Origin of the sequence: Rhodoferax sp. (assembly GCF_025354435.1) — a bacterium.
Taxonomy (GTDB): Bacteria; Pseudomonadota; Gammaproteobacteria; order Burkholderiales; family Burkholderiaceae_C; genus Rhodoferax_B.
This window is the reverse complement of record NZ_JANXMU010000019.1, coordinates 76,107-99,195: the sequence shown is the minus strand read 5'-3', so window position 1 is coordinate 99,195 and position 23,089 is coordinate 76,107. Positions and strand designations below refer to the sequence as shown.

General features: G+C 61.1%; 20 protein-coding genes. 9 read left to right on the top strand and 11 right to left on the bottom strand.

Annotation, left to right across the window (positions count from 1 at the left end; translation table 11 throughout):
- Both Q0T48_RS04995 and Q0T48_RS04990 read right to left on the bottom strand, forming a co-directional pair.
- A complete protein-coding gene (locus Q0T48_RS04995) occupies window positions 1-876 on the bottom strand; it encodes a branched-chain amino acid ABC transporter permease (RefSeq protein ID WP_295953261.1) in 876 nt (291 codons plus the stop codon).
- A gap of 89 nt (window positions 877-965) precedes the next feature.
- The gene (locus Q0T48_RS04990) at window positions 966-2,189 is read right to left on the bottom strand and encodes an ABC transporter substrate-binding protein (protein WP_295953260.1); all 1,224 of its coding nucleotides are present in this window, start codon (window positions 2,187-2,189) and stop codon (window positions 966-968) included.
- A 236-nt stretch (window positions 2,190-2,425) separates the two neighbouring features.
- Here Q0T48_RS04990 and Q0T48_RS04985 point away from each other — a divergent pair, with 236 nt between their 5' ends.
- Entirely contained in the window at window positions 2,426-3,088 is a 663-nt protein-coding gene (locus Q0T48_RS04985) for a GntR family transcriptional regulator (protein ID WP_295953257.1), read from the top strand.
- A 109-nt stretch (window positions 3,089-3,197) separates the two neighbouring features.
- On the opposite strand, the gene Q0T48_RS04980 is transcribed toward Q0T48_RS04985, so the two are convergent.
- From Q0T48_RS04980 to Q0T48_RS04945, 8 genes are all read right to left on the bottom strand, one after another.
- On the bottom strand, window positions 3,198-3,959 hold the full coding sequence (locus tag Q0T48_RS04980) for an enoyl-CoA hydratase (protein ID WP_295953254.1): 762 nt from the start codon (window positions 3,957-3,959) through the stop codon (window positions 3,198-3,200).
- A gap of 4 nt (window positions 3,960-3,963) precedes the next feature.
- Entirely contained in the window at window positions 3,964-5,172 is a 1,209-nt protein-coding gene (locus Q0T48_RS04975) for an acetyl-CoA C-acyltransferase (RefSeq protein WP_295953252.1), read from the bottom strand.
- A 9-nt stretch (window positions 5,173-5,181) separates the two neighbouring features.
- The gene (locus tag Q0T48_RS04970; protein WP_295953249.1) at window positions 5,182-7,596 is read right to left on the bottom strand and encodes a 3-hydroxyacyl-CoA dehydrogenase/enoyl-CoA hydratase family protein; all 2,415 of its coding nucleotides are present in this window, start codon (window positions 7,594-7,596) and stop codon (window positions 5,182-5,184) included.
- A 14-nt stretch (window positions 7,597-7,610) separates the two neighbouring features.
- Window positions 7,611-8,039: a DUF2147 domain-containing protein gene (locus tag Q0T48_RS04965; RefSeq protein WP_295953247.1), complete on the bottom strand. Its 429-nt coding sequence runs from the start codon at window positions 8,037-8,039 to the stop codon at window positions 7,611-7,613.
- 21 nt (window positions 8,040-8,060) lie between these two features.
- Window positions 8,061-9,857, bottom strand: a complete 1,797-nt coding sequence (locus Q0T48_RS04960) for an acyl-CoA dehydrogenase C-terminal domain-containing protein (RefSeq protein ID WP_295953241.1) — start codon at window positions 9,855-9,857, stop codon at window positions 8,061-8,063.
- Window positions 9,858-9,898: 41 nt separating this feature from the next.
- The gene (locus Q0T48_RS04955; RefSeq protein WP_295953238.1) at window positions 9,899-10,558 is read right to left on the bottom strand and encodes a TetR/AcrR family transcriptional regulator; all 660 of its coding nucleotides are present in this window, start codon (window positions 10,556-10,558) and stop codon (window positions 9,899-9,901) included.
- Between the two features lie 256 nt (window positions 10,559-10,814).
- Entirely contained in the window at window positions 10,815-11,663 is an 849-nt protein-coding gene (locus Q0T48_RS04950) for a fumarylacetoacetate hydrolase family protein (RefSeq protein ID WP_295953235.1), read from the bottom strand.
- A gap of 164 nt (window positions 11,664-11,827) precedes the next feature.
- The gene (locus tag Q0T48_RS04945) at window positions 11,828-12,562 is read right to left on the bottom strand and encodes an SDR family oxidoreductase (RefSeq protein WP_295953234.1); all 735 of its coding nucleotides are present in this window, start codon (window positions 12,560-12,562) and stop codon (window positions 11,828-11,830) included.
- A 115-nt stretch (window positions 12,563-12,677) separates the two neighbouring features.
- On the opposite strand from Q0T48_RS04945, the gene Q0T48_RS04940 reads away from it, so the two are divergent.
- On the top strand, window positions 12,678-13,397 hold the full coding sequence (locus Q0T48_RS04940) for a FadR/GntR family transcriptional regulator (RefSeq protein ID WP_295953231.1): 720 nt from the start codon (window positions 12,678-12,680) through the stop codon (window positions 13,395-13,397).
- Between the two features lie 15 nt (window positions 13,398-13,412).
- A complete protein-coding gene (locus Q0T48_RS04935; protein ID WP_295953228.1) occupies window positions 13,413-14,945 on the top strand; it encodes a UxaA family hydrolase in 1,533 nt (510 codons plus the stop codon).
- A 65-nt stretch (window positions 14,946-15,010) separates the two neighbouring features.
- Here Q0T48_RS04935 and argC read toward each other — a convergent pair whose 3' ends face one another.
- Window positions 15,011-15,922, bottom strand: coding sequence for an N-acetyl-gamma-glutamyl-phosphate reductase (gene argC / locus Q0T48_RS04930; RefSeq protein ID WP_295953225.1), 912 nt, complete (start codon window positions 15,920-15,922; stop codon window positions 15,011-15,013).
- A gap of 163 nt (window positions 15,923-16,085) precedes the next feature.
- Between argC and sucC the strand changes: the two genes are divergently transcribed.
- The 6 genes from sucC (at window position 16,086) to Q0T48_RS04900 (ending at window position 23,084) form a co-directional block, all read left to right on the top strand.
- Entirely contained in the window at window positions 16,086-17,255 is a 1,170-nt protein-coding gene (gene sucC / locus Q0T48_RS04925; protein WP_295953222.1) for an ADP-forming succinate--CoA ligase subunit beta, read from the top strand.
- A 9-nt stretch (window positions 17,256-17,264) separates the two neighbouring features.
- Entirely contained in the window at window positions 17,265-18,161 is an 897-nt protein-coding gene (sucD, locus tag Q0T48_RS04920) for a succinate--CoA ligase subunit alpha (protein ID WP_295953220.1), read from the top strand.
- Between the two features lie 171 nt (window positions 18,162-18,332).
- Window positions 18,333-19,034 carry a TerC family protein gene (locus Q0T48_RS04915; protein WP_295953219.1) on the top strand — a complete coding sequence of 234 codons (702 nt, stop codon included), beginning with the start codon at window positions 18,333-18,335 and terminating at the stop codon, window positions 19,032-19,034.
- A 241-nt stretch (window positions 19,035-19,275) separates the two neighbouring features.
- Window positions 19,276-20,061, top strand: a complete 786-nt coding sequence (locus tag Q0T48_RS04910) for a Stp1/IreP family PP2C-type Ser/Thr phosphatase (RefSeq protein WP_295953218.1) — start codon at window positions 19,276-19,278, stop codon at window positions 20,059-20,061.
- A gap of 49 nt (window positions 20,062-20,110) precedes the next feature.
- On the top strand, window positions 20,111-20,806 hold the full coding sequence (locus Q0T48_RS04905) for an FHA domain-containing protein (protein WP_295953215.1): 696 nt from the start codon (window positions 20,111-20,113) through the stop codon (window positions 20,804-20,806).
- Window positions 20,807-20,873: 67 nt separating this feature from the next.
- A complete protein-coding gene (locus Q0T48_RS04900; RefSeq protein WP_366887932.1) occupies window positions 20,874-23,084 on the top strand; it encodes an adenylate/guanylate cyclase domain-containing protein in 2,211 nt (736 codons plus the stop codon).
- Window positions 23,085-23,089: the final 5 nt, after the last annotated feature.

Here is a 23,089-nt window from a genome sequence, read left to right as displayed (position 1 = left end):
TCAGACTTTCTTGATGGCAGTTTTACCGAACAAACCCGCGGGCTTGAGCGCCAGCACCAGCAGCAGCAGCACCAGACCGGGCACATCCTTGTAGCCGGTGGAGAGGTAGAAGCCGGTGGTGGTTTCGGCCACACCCAGGATGATGCCGCCCACAATAATGCCCATGCCGCTGGTCAGCCCGCCAATGATGGCCACCGCAAACGCCTTCAGCCCCAGCACCGAGCCCATGGTGGCCCCGGTGAGCGTCAGCGGTGCAATCAGCGCCCCGGCAAACGCCGCCGTAGCCGAAGACAGTGCGTACGAAAACGTAATCACCAAACCGGTATTGATGCCCATCAGCTTGGCCGCATCCCGGTCGTTGAAGGTGGCTACCACGGCCTTGCCGTAAATGGTTTTGCGGTTGAAAAACTCGACCGCCAGCATCATCAGCACCGCCCCGACCACCACCAAAATCTCCATGGGCAGCACATTGGCACCGAGAAACTTGAGCGGTGATTCGGGCAAGGGCGACGGAAACTTCATGTCGTCACGGCCCCACACGTTTTCCGCCACATTTTTGAAAATGATGCCCAGCGCGATGGTGGACATGATCCAGCCAAATTCGCTCTTGATCTTGATCGCCGGGCGCACCCCGATGCGCTCTACCAACGCCCCCTGGAACAGGCCAAACACCATGACCAAGGGCAACATGAGCCAAAAATTCACGCCCATGGTGACCAGGGTGAGGCCCACCATGGCCCCCAGCATGAGCGCATCCCCTTGCCCGAAATTGAGCGTATCCGAGGTCTGAAACGTCAGCTGGTAGCCGAACGCAATGACGGCATAGATCATGCCCAGCGCGATACCGCTGTAAATGAGTTGAAGCAGGATGGCCATAGTGTGAGCTCCGTGCAATGTGCAAAAAAATACCGCACCAGCCGAGACGGCCAGAGCGGTGTGATGACCCTGTGCGAATCAGAATTCGCTTACTTCTTGGCTTCCTTGACGCGCACTTCCGAGGCTTTCTTGAAGTCGTCGGGATAGGCGTAAATCACGCGCTGGCCCTTGACCTCGCCAAACACCGGGATATTGGCCGTGATGGCCTCGTGGTCCTTAGCGGTAAAGGGCTTGTTGTAGGTGGTAACCACGCCGGACACCGGGGTTTTCAAATCTTCCAGCGCGGCCTTGATCTTGGGGCCTTCGGTGGAGTTAGCCTGGGTGATGGCCGCGGCCAGCAGGTAGATCGAGTCATAGCCCTGGGCGGCGGACACCGGCGAGTCGATGCGGGCGTTCTTCGGGTTGAAGGTTTTCAGGTAGCTGATGATGAAGGACTGGCGCTTGGGCGTGGTCGGCTCCTGGATGAAGGTTTGCGGCATGCGCGCGCCGTCACCGCCCGGGCCTGCGTTGTCAATGAAGTTGGCCATCGACAGGGTCCAGCTGCCGATAATCGGCACCTTCCAGCCCAGCTTGGTCATGCCGTTGGCGATCTGGGCCAGCTCGGGGCCAATGCCGTAGGTCAGCACGGCTTCGGCACCGGCCTCTTTGGCCTTAAGCAACTGCGCCGTCATGTCCACATCCTTGATGTTGAACTTTTCCACCGCCACGGCTTTGATGTTTTTCAGTGCCAGCGCTTTTTCCAGATCTTCGCGGCCCAACTGTCCGTAATTGGTGGAGTCGGCCAGGATGGCGATCTTCTTGTAGCCGCGATGCGCAATCGCTTCTTCCACGATCATGGGCGCCTGGATGCTGTCGTGCGCCGCATTGCGGAAGATGTAGTTGGCGGGCTGGTCGTCAAACTGGTGCGTGATCACCGAGCCGGTGGCCACGTTGTTCATCACCGGAATCTTGGCTTCCTGGTAGAAGCGTTGCGAAGCCAGCGCCACGCCGGTGTTGATAAAACCCACCGTGGCCGTGACCTTTTCCTTGTTGATCAATTCCTGGGCGATCTGCACACCGCGCTCATTCTTGGCCTCGTCATCACGCTCCACGGTTTGCAGTGGCCGACCCAACACGCCACCGGCCTTGTTGATTTCTTCCACCGCCAGTTTCACGCCGTCGCGCATGCTCACACCCATGGAAGACGAGCCCCCGGTGAACGGACCGGTCACACCGATCTTGATGGGTTCGGCGGCCGTGGCAGCGCCAGCAAGGCCCGCGATGGCGGAGGCAAATACCACGTGGGTGGCTAATTTGGCAAAACGAAAACGCATGGTGTCTCTCCTGTTTTTAATCAAAGCAACGCAAGTCTCAACGCAATTTTTCAGTTCGCCCTGGCTGGGGGCTTCTAGGCGTTTTCACATCCAGTGGGGCTCTGGCCAAAGCAGCTTTGGGGGCCATCCACATTTATGCACACATGAATGTAATCCACGTATTTGTAAAGTTTTTTAGTGAATACCCTGAGTGCAGTTATGTATTTTTTCCGAAGGCGCGGGTGCAGAATCTCGGCATGAAAATCTCGGACCAATTGCGCGAAAAAATTGAGGAGAGGATCGCCACAGGCGCGCTGCTGCCCGGCAGCGCGCTGGACGAAGCCAGCCTGGCGCAACTGTATGGTGTTTCACGCACCCCTGTGCGCGAAGCGCTGATCCAGTTGGCCGCAGAGGGTCTTATCGAAATGCGCCCCCGGCACGGCGCGGTCGTCACCAGCATTAGCCCGACCCGGCTGCTGGAGATGTTCGAGGTGATGGGTGAGCTGGAGGCCCTTTGCGGGCGGCTGGCGGCCCGCCGCATGACAGACAGCGAACGCCTGGAACTGGTAGCCGCCCACGAAGGCTGCAAAAAAGCGCTCTCCGAACGCGATACAGATGCCTACTTTTATTGCAATGAACGCTTCCACACCGCAATTTATACCGGCAGCCACAACCGGTTTTTGAACGACCAGGCGGCCCAGTTGCAGCGCCGTTTACGGCCTTACCGGCGCCTGCAATTGCGCGTTCGAAACCGCATGGACACCTCGTTCGAGGAGCACGAAGCCATCGTGCGCTGTATCACGGCGGGCGATGCGGAAGCCGCTACCGAAGCCTTGCGCAAACATGTCTTGGTGCAAGGCGAACGCTTTGGTGACCTGCTGGCCTCCATGGCCACCCTGCCGTCGTCCGCCGAGGCATAACCGCAGTTTTTCTATTGCGAAAAGTTAGGCATAAAAACAGCCTCTAGCGCATATATAACCTACACATACAGCTACTATTAACGCAGCAAATACGGTTTAACCACGCAGGTCACAAGGCCGAAAAATCCGGGCGGCGGTTTTCCATGAAAGCGGTCAGCGCCTCTTTGGCAGCGGGCTCGCGCAGCATGCGGCCGAAGATGGCGATTTCTTCTTCGATGCGCGCGGCCACCGGGGCGGCCTGCTCCTGCTTCATCAGCCGCTTGCTGGCCACCAGCGAGGCCAGCGGTTTGGCCGCTAGGCGCTGGGCCTGGCGGTGCGCCAGGGCGTGCACTTCGGCGGGCGGCACGATGCGGTTGATCAGGCCCACTTCCAGCGCCGTTTCTGCGGTGAAAGGGTCGCCCAGCAGCAACGCTTCTGCCGCGCGCTGGTGGCCCATCAGGCGCGGCAGCAAGTAGCTGGAACCGGCTTCGGGGCACAGGCCCAGGTTGACGAACGGCAGCGAGAACGCCGCGTTGTCGCCCGCATAGACCAGGTCGCAGTGCAACAGCAGCGTGGTGCCCACGCCTACCGCCACTCCGCACACTGCGCCGATCAGCGGCTTGGGGAAGCTGCTGATGACGCGCAGAAAGCGGACCACCGGCGAGTCGGCGCTGGGCGGTACTTTCAAAAAGTCGCCAATGTCGTTGCCCGCCGAAAAAATCGTCTCATGCCCCTGGATCACCGCCACCCGCACCGCCGGGTCGGCCTGCGCCGCCTCCAGCGCGTTGGAGATCGCGGTGTACATGGCGGCAGTAAGGGAATTCTTCTTGGGCACGCGGTTCAGCGTGATGGTCAGAATGCCGTCTTCGGTGTGGGTAAGGATGTCGCTCATGGTGTTAAACCCGTTCAAAAATGCCTGCGGCCCCTTGGCCCATACCTACGCACATGGTCACCATGCCGTACTTCAGGTTGTTGCGGCGCAGCGCGTGGATCACGGTGGCGGCGCGTATGGCACCGGTGGCACCCAACGGGTGGCCCAGGGCGATTGCGCCGCCCATGGGATTGACCTTGGACGGGTCCAGGCCTAGCGTATTCATCACGGCCAGCGACTGGGCGGCGAAGGCTTCGTTCAGCTCGAACCAGTCGATATCCTGGTGTTTCAAACCGGCGTAGCGTAGCGCAGCGGGAATCGCCTCGATAGGGCCGATGCCCATGATGTGCGGCGGCACGCCCTTGCTGGCGAAGCTGACAAAGCGGGCCAGCGGGGTCAGGCCGAAGCGCTTCACTGCCGATTCGCTGGCCAGGATCAGCGCGCCAGCGCCGTCCGAGGTTTGCGAGCTGTTGCCTGCCGTGACTGAGCCACGCGCCGAGAAAACCGTCTTCAACTTGCCGAGTCCTTCCACCGTGGTTTCTGGGCGTACGCCTTCGTCCAGGCTGATGGTGCGCTGGTCGATACTGACCTTGCCAGTGGCCAGATCGACGCTGCGGTCGTCCACCGTGATCGGGGTGATCTCGTCGCTGAAATAACCCGCCTTCATGGCCGCCAACGCCTTCATGTGCGAGGCGTAGGCAAACTCATCTTGCGCATTGCGGCTGATCTTCCACTGCTGCGCCACCTTCTCGGCCGTCAGGCCCATGCCGTAGGCGATGCCGTAGTTGTCCACGTCATCGGTGTTGCTGAAGATGTTGGGCGACAGGCTGGGCCCGTTGCCCATCATCGGCACCATGCTCATGCTTTCCACGCCAGCGGCAAACATCACGTCGGCCTCGCCCACGCGGATGCGGTCGGCGGCCATCTGCACTGCGCTGATGCCGGAGGCGCAGAAGCGGTTGACGGTGATGCCGCCTACCGAATTCGGCAGTCCCGCCAGCACCGCGCCGATGCGCGCCACGTTCAGGCCCTGCTGGGCTTCCGGGATCGCGCAGCCGCAGATCACGTCTTCGATGGTTGCCGGGTCGAGGCCCGGCACCTGGGCCAGGGCGGCACGCAGGGTGGTGGCCAGCAGCTCATCAGGCCGGGTGTTGCGCAGATAACCCTTGTGCGAACGGCCGATGGGCGTGCGGGTGGCGGCGACGATGTAGGCATCTTGGATTTGCTTGCTCATATTCGTTCCTTAGTTGCGCACGGGCTTGCCGGTGGACAGCATGCCCATGATGCGCTCCTGTGTTTTGGCGTTTTCCAGCAGGCTGCAGAAGGCTTTGCGCTCCAGGGTCATCAGGTATTCCTCGGTGACCAGGGTGCCGTTGTCCACGTCGCCGCCCGTCACCACACCGGCGATCAGGCTGGCGATGTGGAAGTCGTGCTGGCTGATGAAGCCGCCGTCGCGCATGTTGACCAGTTGGCCCTGGATGGTGGCTTTTCCGTTGCGGCCTGCCACGGGAAACAGGCGTTTGTGCGGGGCGCGGTAACCGCTGGCGGCCATGGCCTTGGCTTCGTTCAGGGCGACAAACAGCAGCTCGTCCTTGTTCGGCACGATGACGTCACTGTCCAGCAGGTAACCCAGCTTGCGCGACTCCAGCGCGCTGGTGCCTACCTTGGCCATGGCCGCGGCGGTAAAGCCTTCGGTGAGGAAGGGCAGAAGGTCTTTGTGCACCGACAGGGCGGCGTTCTCAGCCGCCCGGCGGGCGATGTAGGTCAGGCCGCCCGCGCCGGGCACCAGGCCGACACCGACTTCGACCAGGCCGATATAGCTCTCCATCGCCACCACGCGGCGGGCGGAGTGCACCGCCAGCTCGCAGCCGCCACCCAGCGCCAGCCCCCGGATGGCGGACACCACCGGCACGTTGGCGTAACGGATTTTGAGCATCACGCTTTGCAGGGCCTTCTCTGCAATATTGATCGCTGCCGCGCCGCCCATCATGAAGCCGGGCAGCATGGCCTGCAGGTCGGCACCGGCGCTGAAAGGCTCGTCGCCCGACCAGACCACCACGGCGGCGTAATCCCTCTCGGCCAGCTCGACCGCGCGGGCCAGGCCCTCAGAGACTTCGGGGCTGATGGCGTGCATCTTGGTTTTGATGCTGGCGATGACGACCTGGTCATCGAGCGTCCACAGGCGGATGGCCTTATCTTCGAACAAGGTCGTGCCCGCCGTCTCGAAACCGCCACCCAGGCCCAGGCCTTGGGTATGGCCGGATATTTTTTCAGGAAATAGCTGCCTTGTGTAGACAGGAAGGGCGTGACGCGCTACGAATTTTGAAGTAGACGGGTTCCACGAACCTTCGGCCGTGTGCACGCCTTGCGACTCCGCCACCGGTCCCTTGAACACCCATTCGGGCAGGGGCGCGTTGCACAGGGCTTTGCCAGCCTCTATGTCCTCCTTGATCCAGTTGGCCACCGTCAGCCAACCGGCTTCTTGCCATAGCTCGAACGGGCCTTGTTGCATGCCGAAGCCCCAGCGCATGGCCAGATCCACGTCGCGGGCGGTATCAGCTATGGTTTGCAGGTGCACGGCAGCGTAGTGGAAGCTGTTGCGCAAAATCGCCCACAGAAACTGGCCTTGCGGGCCTTCGCTGCTGCGCAGCAGGGCCAGACGCTCGGCGGCAGGCTTCTTGAGCATGCGCCCATAGACCTCGTCGGCCTTTTCGCCACCGGGCACGTAGCTGGCGCTGGCCGCGTCGAAACGCAGCACGTCGCGGCCCACTTTCTTGAAGAAACCGGCCTTGGTCTTTTGGCCCAGGTTCTTCATTTCCAGCAGTTGGGCCAGCACCGGCGGCGTGCCATAGCTGCCGTAGAACGGGTCGGTTTCCAGGCTGAGGTTGTCCTGCAGCGTCTTGACCACGTGGGCCATCGTGTCCAGACCCACCACGTCGGCGGTACGGAAGGTGCCCGAGCTGGCGCGGCCCAGGCGCTTGCCGGTCAGGTCATCGACTACGTCATAGGTCAGGCCAAACTTGGCGGTCTCGCCGATGATGCCCAGCATGCCGGCAATGCCGACGCGGTTGGCGATGAAGTTGGGCGTGTCCTTGGCGCGTACCACACCCTTGCCCAGGCTGGTGGTGACGAAGGCTTCGAGCTGGTCCAGCGCTTCGGGCTGGGTGGTGGGCGTATTGATCAGCTCCACCAGGTACATGTAGCGCGGTGGGTTGAAGAAATGGATGCCGCAGAAACGCGGTTTGATCTCCTCGGGCAGAGCTTCGCTCAATTTGGTGATCGACAGGCCCGAGGTGTTGGAGGCCACCAGCGCATGCGGGGCCACAAAGGGCGCGATCTTTTTGTACAGATCGAGCTTCCAGTCCATGCGCTCGGCGATGGCCTCGATGATCAAGTCGCAGTCTTTGAGCTGGTCCAGGTGGTCGTCGTAGTTCGCCTGCTGGATCAGGTCCGCATCTTCGGCCACGCCCAGCGGCGCGGGCTTGAGCTTCTTCAGGTTAGCGATGGCCTTGGCGGTGATACCGTTGGCCGGGCCCTCTTTGGCCTTCAGGTCGAACAGCACGACCTGCACCTTGACGTTGACCAAGTGCGCAGCAATCTGCGCGCCCATCACGCCTGCGCCGAGGACGGCGACTTTTTTAATCGGAAATCGGGACATACATTCTTTCGGGTTTATTGCACGCGCAGCCAGATTTGGGTGCGGTAGAAGGGGCCGATATAGCCGCGCACCTGGAGCTTCTTGCCGTCTTCCAGCGGCTCCATCCGCAGGGTGTAGTTTTTGCCGTTATCGGGGTCGAGAATCTTGCCGTCTTCCCACACGTCCTTGCCCTCGGCCTTCTTGGCACCACGGATGATTTCCATGCCCAGCTTGGGCTTGTCCTTGCGGTCGTCGCTGCACTGCACGCACAGCGGCTCGGGGCTGGGCATCAATGCTTTTTCGACCACGCCGGACAGCACGCCACCATTGACGGTGATGCGGATTTCCGCCTTGGGCTGGCCGGACTTGTCGTCAATGCTGCGCCACAGGCCCTCGGGGGTCATTTGGGAAAATACGCAGCTAGCGCATATCAGTCCTGCAGTGAGCGCTATTATTTTTTTCATACTTGTCTCCAGAATGGGAAATCAGGCCAGGGCGGCGTCGGTATCCATCAAGGCTTTGCTGCCGGTGCGGATAGTGCGCATCAGCGTGGCGGTTTCCGGGAACAGCTTGGCAAAGTAGAAGCGTGCGGTCTGCACTTTGGCCAGGTAGAAGGCATCGGTGTTACCGGCGGCGATCTCGCGCAGAGCCACTTGGGCCATGCGGGCCCAGAAGTAGCCAAACACCAGGTGACCCACCACGCGCAGGTAGTCCACCGCTGCAGCGCCCACTTCGTCGGCGTTCTGGAAGCCCTTGAAGCCCAGCTCGGTGGTGAGCTTGGTGACCTGGTCGCCCAGGATGGCGATGGGGGTGATGAACTCGCCCATCTTCTCGTTCACGCCTTCTTCCTCCACCAGCGCGGCGACCATGCGGCCAAACTTCTTCAACGTGGCACCGTTGTTACCCAGCACCTTGCGGCCCAGCAAATCCAGGCTCTGGATGGTGTTGGTGCCTTCGTAGATCATGTTGATGCGGTTGTCGCGCACGTACTGCTCCATGCCCCATTCCTTGATGAAGCCGTGACCGCCGAAGACCTGCATGCAGGCGTTGGTGGCGATATGGCCGTTGTCGGTGATGAAGGCTTTGACGATGGGGGTCAGCAGGGCCAGCATTTCACCGGCATCGGTACGCACTTTCTCATCCGGGTGGCTGTGCTCTTTGTCCAGCAGCACTCCGCAGAAGATGCCCAGGGCACGGCCCCCTTCTGCGTAGGCTTTGGCGGTGAGCAACATCTTGCGCACGTCGGGGTGCACGATGATGGGGTCGGCCGGTTTGTCTTTGGCCTTGGTGCCCGACAGCGAACGCATCTGGATGCGGTCTTTGGCGTAGGCCAGGGCGTTTTGGTAGGCCACCTCGGTCAGACCCAGCGACTGGTTACCCACACCCAGGCGGGCGGCGTTCATCATCACGAACATGGCCGCCAAGCCCTTGTTGAGCTGGCCCACCAGGGTGCCGATGGCACCTTCCAGCACCATCTGGCAGGTGGAGTTGCCGTGGATGCCCATCTTGTGCTCGATACCACCGCAGTAGATACCGTTGCGCTTGCCCAGCGTGCCATCGGCAGCCGCATGGAACTTGGGCACGGCGAACAGGCTGATGCCCTTGCTGCCCACGGGCGCGTCCGGCAGGCGGGCCAGCACCAGGTGGACGATGTTGGCGGCCAGGTCGTGCTCACCGGCGCTGATGAATATCTTGTTGCCGGTGATGGCGTAGCTGCCGTCCGCCAGAGGCTCGGCCTTGGTGCGCAGCAGGCCCAGGTCGGTGCCGCAATGCGGCTCGGTCAGGCACATGCTGCCAGTCCACTCGCCACTGGTCAGTTTGGGCAGGTACAGGGCTTTTTGCGCGTCGGTGCCGTGGGCGTGCAGGGCCTCGTAGGCACCGTGCGACAGGCCGGGGTACATGGTCCAGGCCTGGTTGGCCGAGTTCAGCATTTCGTAGAAGCACTGGTTGACCACAAAGGGCAGGCCCTGGCCGCCGTAGGCCGGGTCGCAGCTCAGTGCCGCCCAGCCGCCTTGCACGTACTGGGCGTAGGCCTCCTTGAAGCCCTTGGGGGCGGTGACTTCGTGGGTCGTCTTGTCCAGCGTGCAACCCTCGGCATCGCCGCTGATGTTCAGCGGAAAAGCCACCTCGGAGGCGAACTTGCCACCCTCTTCCAGGATGGCACTGATGGTGTCGGCATCGGTATCCACGTGCTGGGGCATCAGCTTCAGGTCGTCGGTGACCTTGAGCACTTCGTGCATCACAAATTGCATGTCGCGCAATGGGGGGGTGTAAGTGGGCATGGTGACTCCTTGGATTTTTAAGAGGCTGTTTTCAGAGGGCTTTATGGCGCAGGAGGCTGTCCGTAGCGCGCCAGGAGGTTGGCAAAACCGGTATTGGCGCGGTCTACCGCGCCGGGATTTTTCAAAAATCGGTGCTCATAGTGCAACGACAAAATCAATCCGTGTATCTCGAAGGCGACTTGGCGCTCGTCGGCATCGGCGCGCAGGTCGCCGACCTCTTTGGCCTGCACCACGGCGCGGCAAAAGGCGGCCAGCCAGGCTTGTACCGAGTTGGCCAGCGCATCGCGCACCGGGCCGGGCCGGTCGTCGAATTCGACCGCGCCGCTGATGAAGATGCAGCCCGATTGCAGTTCGATGGCCACGCGTTGCATCCAGTTGGCAAACAGTGCTTGCAGCCGCGGCAAGCCGCGCCGGGCCTGCATGGCGGGGTAGAACACCTCGGCCTCAAACTGGCGGAAATACTCGCGGATGACGGAGATCTGCAGCTCTTCGCGCGAGCCGAAATGGGCAAACACGCCAGACTTGCTCATTTGAGTGACTTCGGCCAGTGCGCCGATGCTCAAGCCTTCGAGCCCAATGTGGCTGGCCAAGCCCAAAGCGGCCTCGATGATCGAGGCCTTGGTCTGGCGGCCCTTGAGCAAAGCGCGGCCATCCTGAGGGGCATCGCGGGCGACTTTTGCGGGGTGTTCGGTGAGGGCCATGGGTTTAAATTGAAAAATACGAACGGTCGTGCTATTTTTCTGAATTTAACCAGACTTAATTCCAAAAGTCTACCGATGGGACCGCATTTTTTGCGCCTGAGCGACAGGGTAAACCCATGGCCCCACAACGAAAAAGACCGCGGCAAAGCAGCGGTCTTTTCTAAGGCAAAAATTCAAATGCTACATATTTAATAGCTACTAGCGTAGGTTATACATGCGCTAGAGACCTAAAAAGCATAAAACTAACGCTCGGCTGCTATAGCTTGAAGGCCACCACTTCCTGGTGCTGCTCGCCCAGACCGTCGATTCCCAAAGCAATGGTGTCGCCCTTCTTCAGGAACTTCGGCGGCTTCATACCCATACCCACGCCCGGCGGGGTGCCGGTGGTGATCACGTCGCCGGGCATCAGGGTCATGAACTGGCTGACGTAGCTGACGATCTTGGCCACAGTGAAGACCATGGTTTTGGTGTTGCCGGTCTGCACGCGCTGGCCGTTCACGTCCAGCCACATGCCGAGTTTTTGCGGATTGGGCACTTCGTCGCGCGTCACCAGCCAGGGGCCGAGCGGGCCGAAGGTGTCGCAGCCTTTGCCCTTGTCCCAGGTGCCGGCGCGCTCCAGTTGGTATTCGCGCTCGCTGATGTCGTTGATGGTGCAGTAGCCCGCCACATAGTTGAGCGCATCTTTTTGCGACACGTAGCGTGCCTGGGTGCCGATGACCACGCCCAGCTCGACCTCCCAGTCGGTCTTTTTGGAGCCCTTGGGCAGCATGATCGGATCGTTGGGGCCCTGGATGCAGCTGGTGGCCTTCATGAACACCACCGGCTCGGGGGGAATCGGCAGGCCGGATTCGGCGGCGTGGTCGGCGTAGTTCAGGCCAATGGCGATGAACTTGCGCACGTTGGCCACCGGGCTGCCCATGCGCGGCTTGCCTTTAACCAGCGGCAGCTTGGCCGGATTCAGCTTGGCGATCTTGGCCAACGCGGCATCGCCGAGTTGGGCCGGGCCGATGTCTTTGAGCTCTTTGCTCAGGTCGCGCAGCTTGCCTTCGGCATCGATGAGGCCGGGCTTTTCTTTGCCGGGTTTGCCGTAACGAACGAGTTTCATACTTTATTTCCGTTGAAAAATGAGAAAAATCACCGCCCCTGCTTCAGCAAGAACGCACGCCCACCAGAAACACCGCAGAACTGGCTTTGCCAGGCTGCTGGTGTTGCCCCCTGCAAGGGGGTTGGCGAAAGATGCGAAGCACTGCAGCCTGGGGGTGTGCCAAATCAAATGGTCATGCCACCGTCGACAGAATACGTCTGCCCGGTAGAGAAAACGGATTCATCGCTGGCCAAAAATACCACGATGGGCACGATCTCATGCGCTTGCGCCAGTCGCCCCATGGGCTGGCGGTCTACAAACGACTGGCGGGCGGCCACGGGGTCGGGGAAGGCGTTGATGCGCTGGGTCAGCGACGGGGTGTCCACGGTGCCGGGCGCAATGGCGTTGCAGCGAATGCCTTTGGCCACGTAATCGGCGGCCACGCTCTTGGTCAGGCCGATCACCGCTGCCTTGGTGGTGCCGTAGACGCAGCGGCTCACCAGGCCCTTGATGCTGCTGCACACGCTGGCCATATTGATGATGCTGCCCGCGCCTTGCGCCAGCATGCGCGGCAAAGCGGCCTGGATGGCCCACATCTGCGCCTGCACATTGAGCAAAAAGGCAAATTCCAACTCGCTGTTTTGCACCTCCAGCACGGTGCCGGTGTGCACCACGCCTGCGCAGTTGAACAGCACGTCGATGCGCGGCATGCTGGCGACCAGGGCCTGGATGGCGGCCTGGTCGCGCACGTCCAGTGTCAGCGCGGTCACGTTGGCCACGCCCTCGTAGCTGGCCAGCAGCGCCGGGTTCACGTCGGTGGCCCACACCTGGGCACCCTCGGCCACCATGGCCAGCACGGCCGCCCGGCCGATGCCTTGCCCGGCGGCGGTGACCAGCGCGGTTTTTCCTGAAAGTCGCATGTGTAGCTCCAAAGAGTTGGGGTTTTGCCCGATGGGCGGTGTGGCAATATGTGGGATTATGAATTGGCCTTACCACTTTACCAATTAAGGCTAACCCTTAATCTTTTGAGCCTCCATGCCACTGCAACCCCTGGAACCCCAGCGCCTGTACCGCCAGATTGCCGACCAACTGCGCGCCGGCATGCTGTCGGGCGAATATGCCGTGGGCAGCCGACTGCCCGCCGAGCGCGAGCTGGCGGTGCAGTTGGGCGTGAGCCGCCCGTCGGTGCGCGAAGCGCTGATTGCGCTGGAGGTCGAGGGCTGGGTCGAGGTACGCACCGGCTCGGGCATCTACGTACTGGCGCGCAACCAGAGTGGCCAGGACAGCAAAGGCACGCCCGTGGCCGCCGCCGAATGGGGCCCGCTGGAGCTGATCCGCGCACGCCGCGTGGTGGAGGGCGAAACGGCGGCCCTGGCCGCCACGCTGGCGCAGCCCGAGCATCTAGCCGCGATGGAGCAGTCCCTGCAGACCATGCGCGAAGAGGCCGCCCTGGGCCAGCCCCCGCTGGAGGGCGACCGGGCCTTCCACTCGGCCATCGTGCAGGCCTGCGGCAACGCGGTGCTGGTGGAGACGGTGCACAGCTTCTGGGATGCGCGGCGCGGCCCACTGTTCACGCGATTGGGCGGCTACTTTGAAACCCCACGCTCCTGGCGCACCGCGCTGAAAGAACACCAGACCATCCTGGCCGCCATCCGCGCCCAGGACCCCGCCGCTGCCCGTGCCGCCATGCACGCCCACATGGACAAATCCCACCACCGCCTCAACGCCAGTTGGCAGCGAGCCAACCCCAGCTGATAAAAACACCCCACCATGACCACTGCCCCCTTCATCCGCCTCCACCCCGCCGACGACGTGCTCATCGCCCGCAGCCAGTTGCTCAGCGGGGCCACCGTGGAGGGCATCGCCGTCAGAGGCATGGTGCCGCCCGGCCACAAAATTGCCACCCACGCCATCGCCCCGGGCGCGCCAGTGCGGCGCTACAACCAGGTGATCGGCTTTGCCAGCCGCGCCATTGGCCCCGGCGAGCATGTGCACACCCACAACCTGGACATGGGGCCCGACAAGGGTGACTTTGCGCGCGACTACGCCTTTGGCGCCGATGTGAAACCCGCCGCGCCCCGGCAAGAAGCCTCGTTCATGGGCATACGCCGGGCCGATGGCCGGGTCGCCACGCGCAACTACATCGGCATTTTGAGCAGCGTCAACTGCTCGGCCACCGTGGCCCGCGCCATTGCCGCACACTTTTCGCGCCAGACGAATCCGGCGGCGCTGGCCGACTTTCCCCACATCGACGGCGTGGTCGCCCTGACCCACGGCACCGGCTGCGGCATGGACGGCGAAGGCCTGGGCCTGCAGCTGCTGGAGCGCACACTGGCGGGCTACGCCCGCCACGCCAACTTCGGCGCGGTGGTAGTCGTGGGCCTGGGCTGCGAGGCCAACCAGATCAGCGCCTGGCTGGCCCACAGCAGCCTGCGCGAGGGCGATACCCTGCGCACCTTCAACATCCAGGACACCGGCGGCACCCGGCAGTCGGTGGACAAAGGTATTGCCCTGGTCACCGGCATGCTGGCCAGCGCCAACGCCGTCACCCGCGAGCCCTGCAGCGCCTCGCACATCACCATCGGCCTGCAGTGCGGCGGGTCTGACGGCTACTCGGGCATCAGCGCCAACCCAGCCCTGGGCGCAGCGGTAGATTTGCTGGTGGCCCATGGCGGCACCGCCATCCTCAGCGAAACCCCCGAGGTCTACGGAGCCGAGCACCTGCTGACGCGCCGCGCCGTGGCCCCGGCCATTGCCGAAAAGCTGATTGCGCGCATCCGCTGGTGGGAGCACTACACCAAGATCAACGGCGGCGAGATGAACAACAACCCCTCCCCCGGCAACAAGGCCGGTGGGCTGACCACCATCCTGGAGAAATCGCTGGGCGCGGTGGCCAAGGGCGGCACCACCAACCTGGAAGGCGTGTTCGAGTACGCCGAGCCGGTGACAGCGCACGGCTTTGTGTTCATGGACACCCCCGGCTACGACCCGGTCAGCGCCACCGGCCAGGTGGCGGGGGGGGCGAATCTGATCTGCTTCACCACCGGCCGCGGCAGCGCCTACGGCTGCGCGCCCACGCCGTCGCTGAAGCTGGCGACCAACACCGCGCTGTGGAAGAAGCAGGAGGAAGACATGGACATCAACTGCGGCGAGATCATCGACGGCAGCAGCACGGTGCAGGCCATGGGCGAGCAGATTTTTGCGCTGATTTTGGCCACCGCCTCCGGCACGCACAGCAAGAGCGAGCAGCACGGCTACGGGCAGAACGAGTTCGTGCCATGGCAGGTAGGCGCAGTTATGTAGTCTTTTAGGCTTTTAACGTATATTCCACCTACGCTATTAGCTATAAAATAAATAGCATTCTATTTTTACAGACCCAGCATCAATTCCAGGTTCTGCACCGCCGCACCGCTGGCACCTTTGCCCAGATTGTCCAGCCGGGCGATCAGCACGGCGTGGTGGTGGGCGGCGTTGCCGAACACGCGCAACTCCATCTTGTTGGTGTTGACCAAAGCCGTGGCATCGAGCTTGCCGCTGTCGCCCGGGGCCTCCACCGTGACCCAGGTGCTACCGGCGTAGTGTTTCGCCAGGGCATCGTGCAGATCTTGCGCGCTGGGCTGGCCGGGCAGCAGGTCCAGGTGCAGGGGCAATTGCACCAGCATGCCCTGCGCGAAGTTGCCCACCGAGGGCACAAAAATCGGCCGCCGGGTCAGGCCGGTGTAACGCATGATTTCGGGCAAATGCTTGTGCGATAGGCCCAGCGCGTAGGTTTCGAACAGCGGTGCTTCGCCCTTTTCATAGGCCTCCATCATGCTGCGCCCGCCGCCAGAATAGCCGCTGACCGAAGGCAGTGCCAAGGCGCTGTCTGGGGCAATGAAACCGGCATCCACCAGAGGGCGGATCAGCGCAATGGCACCGGTGGCGTAGCAGCCGGGATTGCCCACGCGGTCGGCTTTGGCCACGGCTTCTTGCTGGCCCGCGGCCAGTTCAGGGAAGCCATAGACCCAGCCTGGTGCGGTGCGGTGGGCGGTGGATGCGTCGATGATCTTGGGCTTTTTGCCCGGCAGACTGTCGATCATGGCCACCGATGCGATGGCCGCATCGTCGTGCAGGCAGAGGATGACCAGATCGACCTCGGCCATCAGCGCGCGCTTGGCTTCGGGGTCTTTGCGCAACGCGGGGGCGATGCTGACCACCTCGATCTGCGGCATGGTTTGCAGGCGTTCACGGATTTGCAAACCGGTGGTTCCGGCTTCACCGTCGATAAAGACTTTAGGCATAAAAAGGCAGTAGGTAGGTGGAGAGGCAGGCCTGCGCCGTCAGCGGCGGGTCAGTTCGTTGCACTGCAACATGATACATTCCTAGGCTGACAGAACGGTGCCCTTTTGTGCAGTTTTACCTGTACAGACGGGCAAAAATCCATCCATTCCTGAGAGAGCCCTCATGAAGATTCACGAATACCAAGGCAAGGAAATCTTGCGCAATTTTGGTGTCCCGGTGCCCAGGGGCATTCCGGCATTCACCGTGCAAGAAGCGGTGGAAGCCGCCCAGAAACTCGGCGGCCCTGTGTGGGTGGTCAAGGCCCAAATCCACGCCGGTGGACGCGGCAAGGGTGGCGGCGTGAAGCTGGCCCGCTCGATCGAAGAAGTCAAGCAACTTGCTACCGAAATCCTCGGCATGCAGCTGATCACGCACCAGACCGGCCCCGAAGGCCAAAAGGTCCGTCGCCTGCTGATCGAAGACGGCGCTGACATCAAAAAAGAATATTACGTTTCCGCCGTGACCGACCGTGCGACCCAAAAGGTCGCCTTCATCGTGTCCAGCGAAGGCGGCATGGACATTGAAGAAGTGGCCCATTCCAGCCCCGAGAAAATCACCACCGATTTCGTCGATCCCGCTGTGGGCATGACGGAAGAACTGGGCAAGAAGTTGGCTGACGCGATTGGCGTGCCCGCCGGTTCCACCGCCCAGGCCGTGGACGTGCTGCAAAAACTGTACAAGATCTACATGGACACCGATGCGTCCCTGGTCGAGATCAACCCACTGATCCTCGAAGGCAACGGCAACATCAAGGCACTGGACGCGAAGTTCAACTTTGACCCGAACGCACTGTTCCGCCACCCCGAAATCGTGGCCTACCGCGATCTGGACGAAGAAGACGCAGCCGAAGTCGAAGCTTCGAAGTTCGACCTGGCCTACATCAGCCTGGACGGCAACATCGGCTGCCTGGTGAATGGCGCGGGCCTGGCTATGGCCACCATGGACACCATCAAGCTGTACGGCGCTGAGCCAGCCAACTTCCTGGACGTGGGCGGCGGTGCCACCCCCGAGAAGGTCACCGAAGCCTTCAAGATCATGCTGAAGAACCCCAAGGTCGAGGCCATCATGGTCAACATCTTCGGCGGCATCATGAAGTGCGACACCATCGCCACCGGCGTGATCACCGCCTGCAAGGCCGTGAACCTGTCCGTGCCACTGGTGGTGCGCATGAAGGGTACCAACGAAGACCTGGGCAAGAAGATGCTGGCCGAGTCCGGTTTGCCCATCATCAGTGCAGACACCATGGCCGATGCGGCCCAAAAAGTGGTGGCTGCTGTTAAAGCTGCTGCGTAAGGAACCTTTATGTCTATCTACATCAACAAAGACACCAAGGTCATCACCCAAGGTATTACCGGCAAGACCGGCCAGTTCCACACCGAAAAGTGCCAGGAATACGCCAACGGTAAAAACTGCTTCGTCGCAGGCGTGAACCCCAAGAAGGCGGGCGAGTCGATTTTCGGCATCCCCATCTTCGCCTCCGTCCAGGAAGCCGCCACCGATACCGGTGCCACCGTGTCGGTGATCTACGTGCCACCCGCCGGCGCCGCTGCCGCCATCTGGGAAGCCGTTGAGGCCGACCTGGATCTGGCGATCTGCATCACCGAAGGCATCCCGGTCAAGGACATGCTGGAACTTCGCAACCGCATGAAGGCCAAGGAAGCCGCTGGCGGCAAGAAGACCCTGCTGCTGGGCCCTAACTGCCCCGGTTTGATCACGCCAGAAGAAATCAAGATCGGCATCATGCCCGGCCACATCCACCGCAAGGGTCGGATTGGCGTGGTTTCGCGCTCCGGCACGCTGACCTACGAAGCGGTGTCACAACTGACCGAAATCGGCCTGGGCCAGTCCAGCGCCGTCGGCATCGGTGGCGACCCGATCAACGGTTTGAAGCACATCGACGTGATGAAGGCTTTCAACGACGATCCTGATACCGACGCGGTCATCATGATTGGCGAAATCGGTGGTCCGGACGAAGCCGAAGCGGCACGCTGGTGCAAGCTGAACATGAAGAAGCCTATCGTCGGCTTCATCGCAGGCGTAACCGCGCCCCCCGGCAAACGCATGGGCCACGCCGGTGCGCTGATCTCTGGCGGTGCGGATACAGCCGATGCCAAGCTGGCAGTGATGGAAGAGTGTGGTTTTACCGTCACGCGTAATCCGTCCGAAATGGCCAAGCTGTTGAAGGCTTTGCTGAAGTAAAGCAGTTTTGCGCTATGGTTTGGTAGCGCCTTCGGGTGTGCCAGACCACCCCTCAGGCTTGGTCCTGCGGTAATTCGCAGCACCAGGCCGTTGTTGTTTTGGGGCCCCTCCCCTTGTGTGTAGACGCGGCGCACTGAAGCGACCCCGTCTGTCTAATGTCTAAAGAAATCCATGGAAGAATTTCTCACCGCCCATTTTTGGCTGGCCGTAGGCCAGATCATCATGATCGACATCCTGCTGGGGAGCGACAACGCAGTGGTTATCGCCCTGGCCTGCCGTGGGCTCCCTGCACAACAGCGCACCAAAGGCATTTTGTGGGGCACTGTAGGGGCGATAGTCTTGCGCGTGGTGCTGATTGCATTCGCGTTGTCGCTGTTGCAAGTGCCTTATCTCAAGCTGGTGGGGGCCATTTTGCTGCTGTGGATCGGCATCAAGCTCTTGGTGCCCGAAGAGGATGGCGGACACGACAACATCCAGGCCAGTGACAAGCTGTGGAGTGCAGTCAAGACGGTGATCGTGGCGGATCTGGTGATGAGCGTCGACAATGTGATTGCCATCGCCGGTGCAGCGCAGGGCGCCGGAGAGACGCACCAGTTGCCGCTGGTGATCTTTGGCTTGCTGGTGAGTATTCCTATCATCATCGGTGGCAGCCAGCTTGTTCTCAAGCTGATGGACCGCTTCCCGCTGACCATCACCCTGGGCGGCATGCTATTGGGGTGGATTGCAGGCACCATGGCGTACTCGGATCCAGCGCTGGCGGCTTACCTGCCACAGGATAATAATGCAGCTTATGCCTTTGGCATCACCGGGGCACTGCTGGTGTTGGCATTGGGAAAATGGATGCAGCGCACATCGGCCCGCAAAGCTGTTTGATACAGTTCGCATTTATTTACATTTAAAAATGGCCTCTATGAGGCTATTTTTTCGGCCAAGTTGTAACAAAATACATCACAAGTGTGCGAAAGTCTCTTGCTACGGGTATACCCCTCTGTTACGGTTAGAAACTTCGTAGTGGCGCTATTCAGCCACGCAAATACCTCAGGCAAACACGCCTGACGAAGATGAAATCCCGCCCCTACCGCCACTTTTTTCAACAAAGTTAACCCGCTCAAAGATGATGTACGAGTTCTGCACGCAAACCCACGCCGGTTTATTGCGTGAAAATAATGAAGATGCCGTGGCTTTTGATGTGGCCAGTGGAGTGGCTGTTTTGGCCGATGGCATGGGCGGTTACAACGCAGGCGAAGTAGCCAGCAGCATGGCTACCGCCTTTATCCAGACTGAGCTAGGCCGCTGGTTGCTGGACGCAGGCCTGCAAGCCAATGGCAAAGAAGTGCGGCGCGCCATGGATATTTGTGTGCACAACGCCAACCTAGCCGTGTTTACTGCGGCCAACACGCATGAAGAATACGTGGGTATGGGAACCACGCTGGTGGTTGGGGTGTTCCAGGATTCCCGCTTGCTGGTAGGCCATATTGGCGATTCGCGCTGCTATCGCTTCCGGGACAACACCCTGGTGCAAATCACCAAAGACCATTCTTTGCTGCAGGAGCAGTTAGACGCCGGCCTGATCACCCCTGCACAGGCGGCGGTATCAACGAACAAAAATTTGGTGACCCGCGCGCTGGGCATCGAAGATGCAGTGATGCTTGAAGTGCACGAGCACACGGTCGAAGAAGGCGATGTCTATTTAATGTGCTCGGACGGACTGTCCGACATGGTGGACGATGTGCCGATCGCCCGTATTATGGAAACCGACGCGCCGCTGGAACAAAAAGCCCGCCAGCTCATCAGTATTGCCAATGCGCACGGCGGACGGGATAACATTACAGTGTTGTTGGCCCATGCCGTTGCAGGAATTCCCAAACGGGGTTTAATGTCCCGGCTGTTGGGCAATTAGCCCCTCTTATTACGATTGCCAAGTCTATGAACCGCCACAGGAGCCGAGCATGCCGAAACTGATCGTGTCGATCGACGGTGTGGTCATCAAAGAAGTGCAGTTGACCAAAGACAGAACGACTTTGGGTCGGCGGCCTTATAACGACATCGTTATCGACAATTTAGCGGTCAGCGGCGAGCATGCAGTGGTGTTGATGGTCGGGCATGAAGTGCACCTTGAAGACCTCAATAGCACCAACGGCACCTACATCAACGGCAAAGCTGCACGCAAACAGATTTTGCAAAACAACGACCTGGTGGAAGTGGGCAAGTACAAGCTTAAGTTCATCAACGAGGCCACCGAAACCGGCTTTGAGAAAACCACCATGGCACGGCCTGGCATGCTGGGCACGCCACACGTGCCATCCGGCTCGGGCAACCTGAACCGGCGTGCCACCGACCACTCGGCCGCCATGCCTTTGGCAGGCACAGAAACCATCACACTGAGCCACGCCGCCATCAAGGTACTGACCGGTGCCGCTGCCGGACGCGAAGTTACGCTGACCAAGGTGGTCACCACACTGGGCAAACCAGGCGTGGCAGTCGCCGCCATCACCCGCCGCCCCCACGGGTATGTGGTGGGGCATGTGGAAGGCGCAGAACTGCCCACCCTGAATGCCACCCCGATCGGAGCAACGCCTGTGGCCCTCAAGCATGGTGACGTTTTGCAACTGGCGGGCACACAGATGCAATTTATCCAGCCGTGACCGGGCTGCGCCGCAGCGGATGGGGCGGCTAATGCGCGCGCTGCTGCAACACTGGCCCCGGGTTCTCGTGACCCTGATTCCCGTGATATTCGCCTTGTTGCATGCAGTGGGAACCTTGCAGCTAGGGGTTCTGCAGCACCTGGACAACATCATTTTTGATGCGCGCCTGCGGGCCACCATGCCCCGCACCCTGGACGAGCGCATTGTCATCGTGGACCTGGATGAAAAAAGCCTGACCGAACTGGGCTGGCCCTGGAGCCGCAACAAGCTGGCCGCACTAGTCAACGCCCTGTTTGAACGCCAAAAAATTCGCCTCCTGGGTTTTGACGTAGTGTTTGCCGAAACAGACGAAAGTTCGGGCCTGGCACAGTTACAACAACTGGCACGCCACCAGTTGCGCGACCAACCCGGTTTTGCCGAGGCCGTACAGCAACTGCGCGGCACACTGGACTTTGATGCCGCTTTTGCCCGATCGCTGCGCAATCGCCCTGTAGTGCTGGGCTACTACTTCAGCAGCGACCGCGATGGGCGGACCTCGGGTGTCTTGCCGGCCCCGGTGGTAGATGCGGCGGCGCTGCAGGGCCGGCACATGGGGCTGACGTTCTGGAGCGGCTACAACGCCAATATCGACACCATTGCAGCAGCGGCCCCCAACGCCGGATTCTTCAACGCCATTACCGATGCAGATGGCGTGGTCCGCTCCCTGCCTCTGTTGGCTGAGCACCAAGGGCGCTACTACGAGTCCTTGTCATTGGGTATGTTTCGCCTGTTGACGGGTCTGCCCAGCGTGACACCTGGTTTTTCCCACGACAGTTTGGGGGTAGCCCAGCTAGAAAACCTCCTTCTCCAACACGGCAGCCAGCAGCAGGCCATTCCCATGGATGCACGCGGTGCGGTATTGGTGCCTTTTCGAGGTACCGGTGGCCCGGACCGGACGCGTGGCGGCTCGTACCGCTACGTATCGGCCGCCGATGTCCTGGCCCACCGCTTACCCGACGGCAGTTTGCGAGACAAAATTGTGCTGGTAGGCACCACGGTACCCGGTCTGCTGGATTTGCGAGTAACCCCCGTGGGCGAAACCTACCCCGGCGTAGAAATCCACGCAAATGTCTTGTCTGGCCTGATGGACGGCAATATCGCCGTCAAGCCCGACTACGCCGTAGGCTACGACATCCTGGTGCTCCTGCTGGCCGGACTAACCCTGGCCTGGGCGCTGCCGCGTCTGTCCGCTCTCAGAGCCGTCGCTCTCAGTATGGGCGTACTGGTACTGGTGGTTGGCCTGAATGGGGCGCTGTACCTCGGCCACGGCCTGGTGCTGCCGCTGGCCGCCGCGTTATGGATGGTGGTAACCGCATCGGTGCTGAACATGGCGTATGGCTACTTTGTCGAAAGCCGCTCCAAACGCGAACTCGCCCACTTGTTTGGCACGTACGTACCGCCAGAGCTGGTGGACGAAATGCTCAAACACCCCGATAGCTACACCATGCGCGCCAGCAACCAGGAGCTGACGGTGATGTTTTGCGACATCCGGGGCTTTACACAGATGTCCAAGAACATGGAGCCGCTGCAGTTGCAGGCGGTGCTCAACGGCGTATTCAGTCGCCTCACCACGCAGATCCGCACCCACCGCGGCACCATCGACAAATACATGGGCGACTGTGTCATGGCCTTCTGGGGGGCACCGGTTGCCACCGCTGACCATGCCCACCTGTCGGTCCAGGCGGCACTGGATATGGCGCAGGCCGTGCAGCAATTGAACAGCGAGCACCGCAGCCGCGACATCCCAGAAATCAGTATCGGCATTGGCCTGAACACCGGCAGCATGTGTGTCGGCGACATGGGCTCCAACATCCGGCGCAGTTACACCGTGATCGGTGATGCCGTCAACCTAGGTGCCCGGCTGGAAGGTTTAAGCAAAATCTACGGAGTCGCCATCGTCGTCAGCGCATCCACCCGGGCACAAGCGCCCAAATGTGTTTGGCAAGAACTGGATAAAGTCCGCGTCAAAGGCAAAGAGCAGGCCGTCGCCATCTACACCCCGTTGGCTGTAATGGATCCCATCGCACCCTCGCTGGCGGACGAACTCCACCTGTGGAATAGCTTCCTGGGCTACTACCGCATACAAAATTGGGCCATTTTCGAGCTGCAAATAATGAAATTACAGGGCATGGATGCGACAAAATACCTTTATCGCCTTTATGCTGAACGGGTTGCCTCCATGCGCGTGTTGCCGCCAGATCCCGCATGGGATGGCGCTACAAATTTTGAAACCAAATAAAGGGT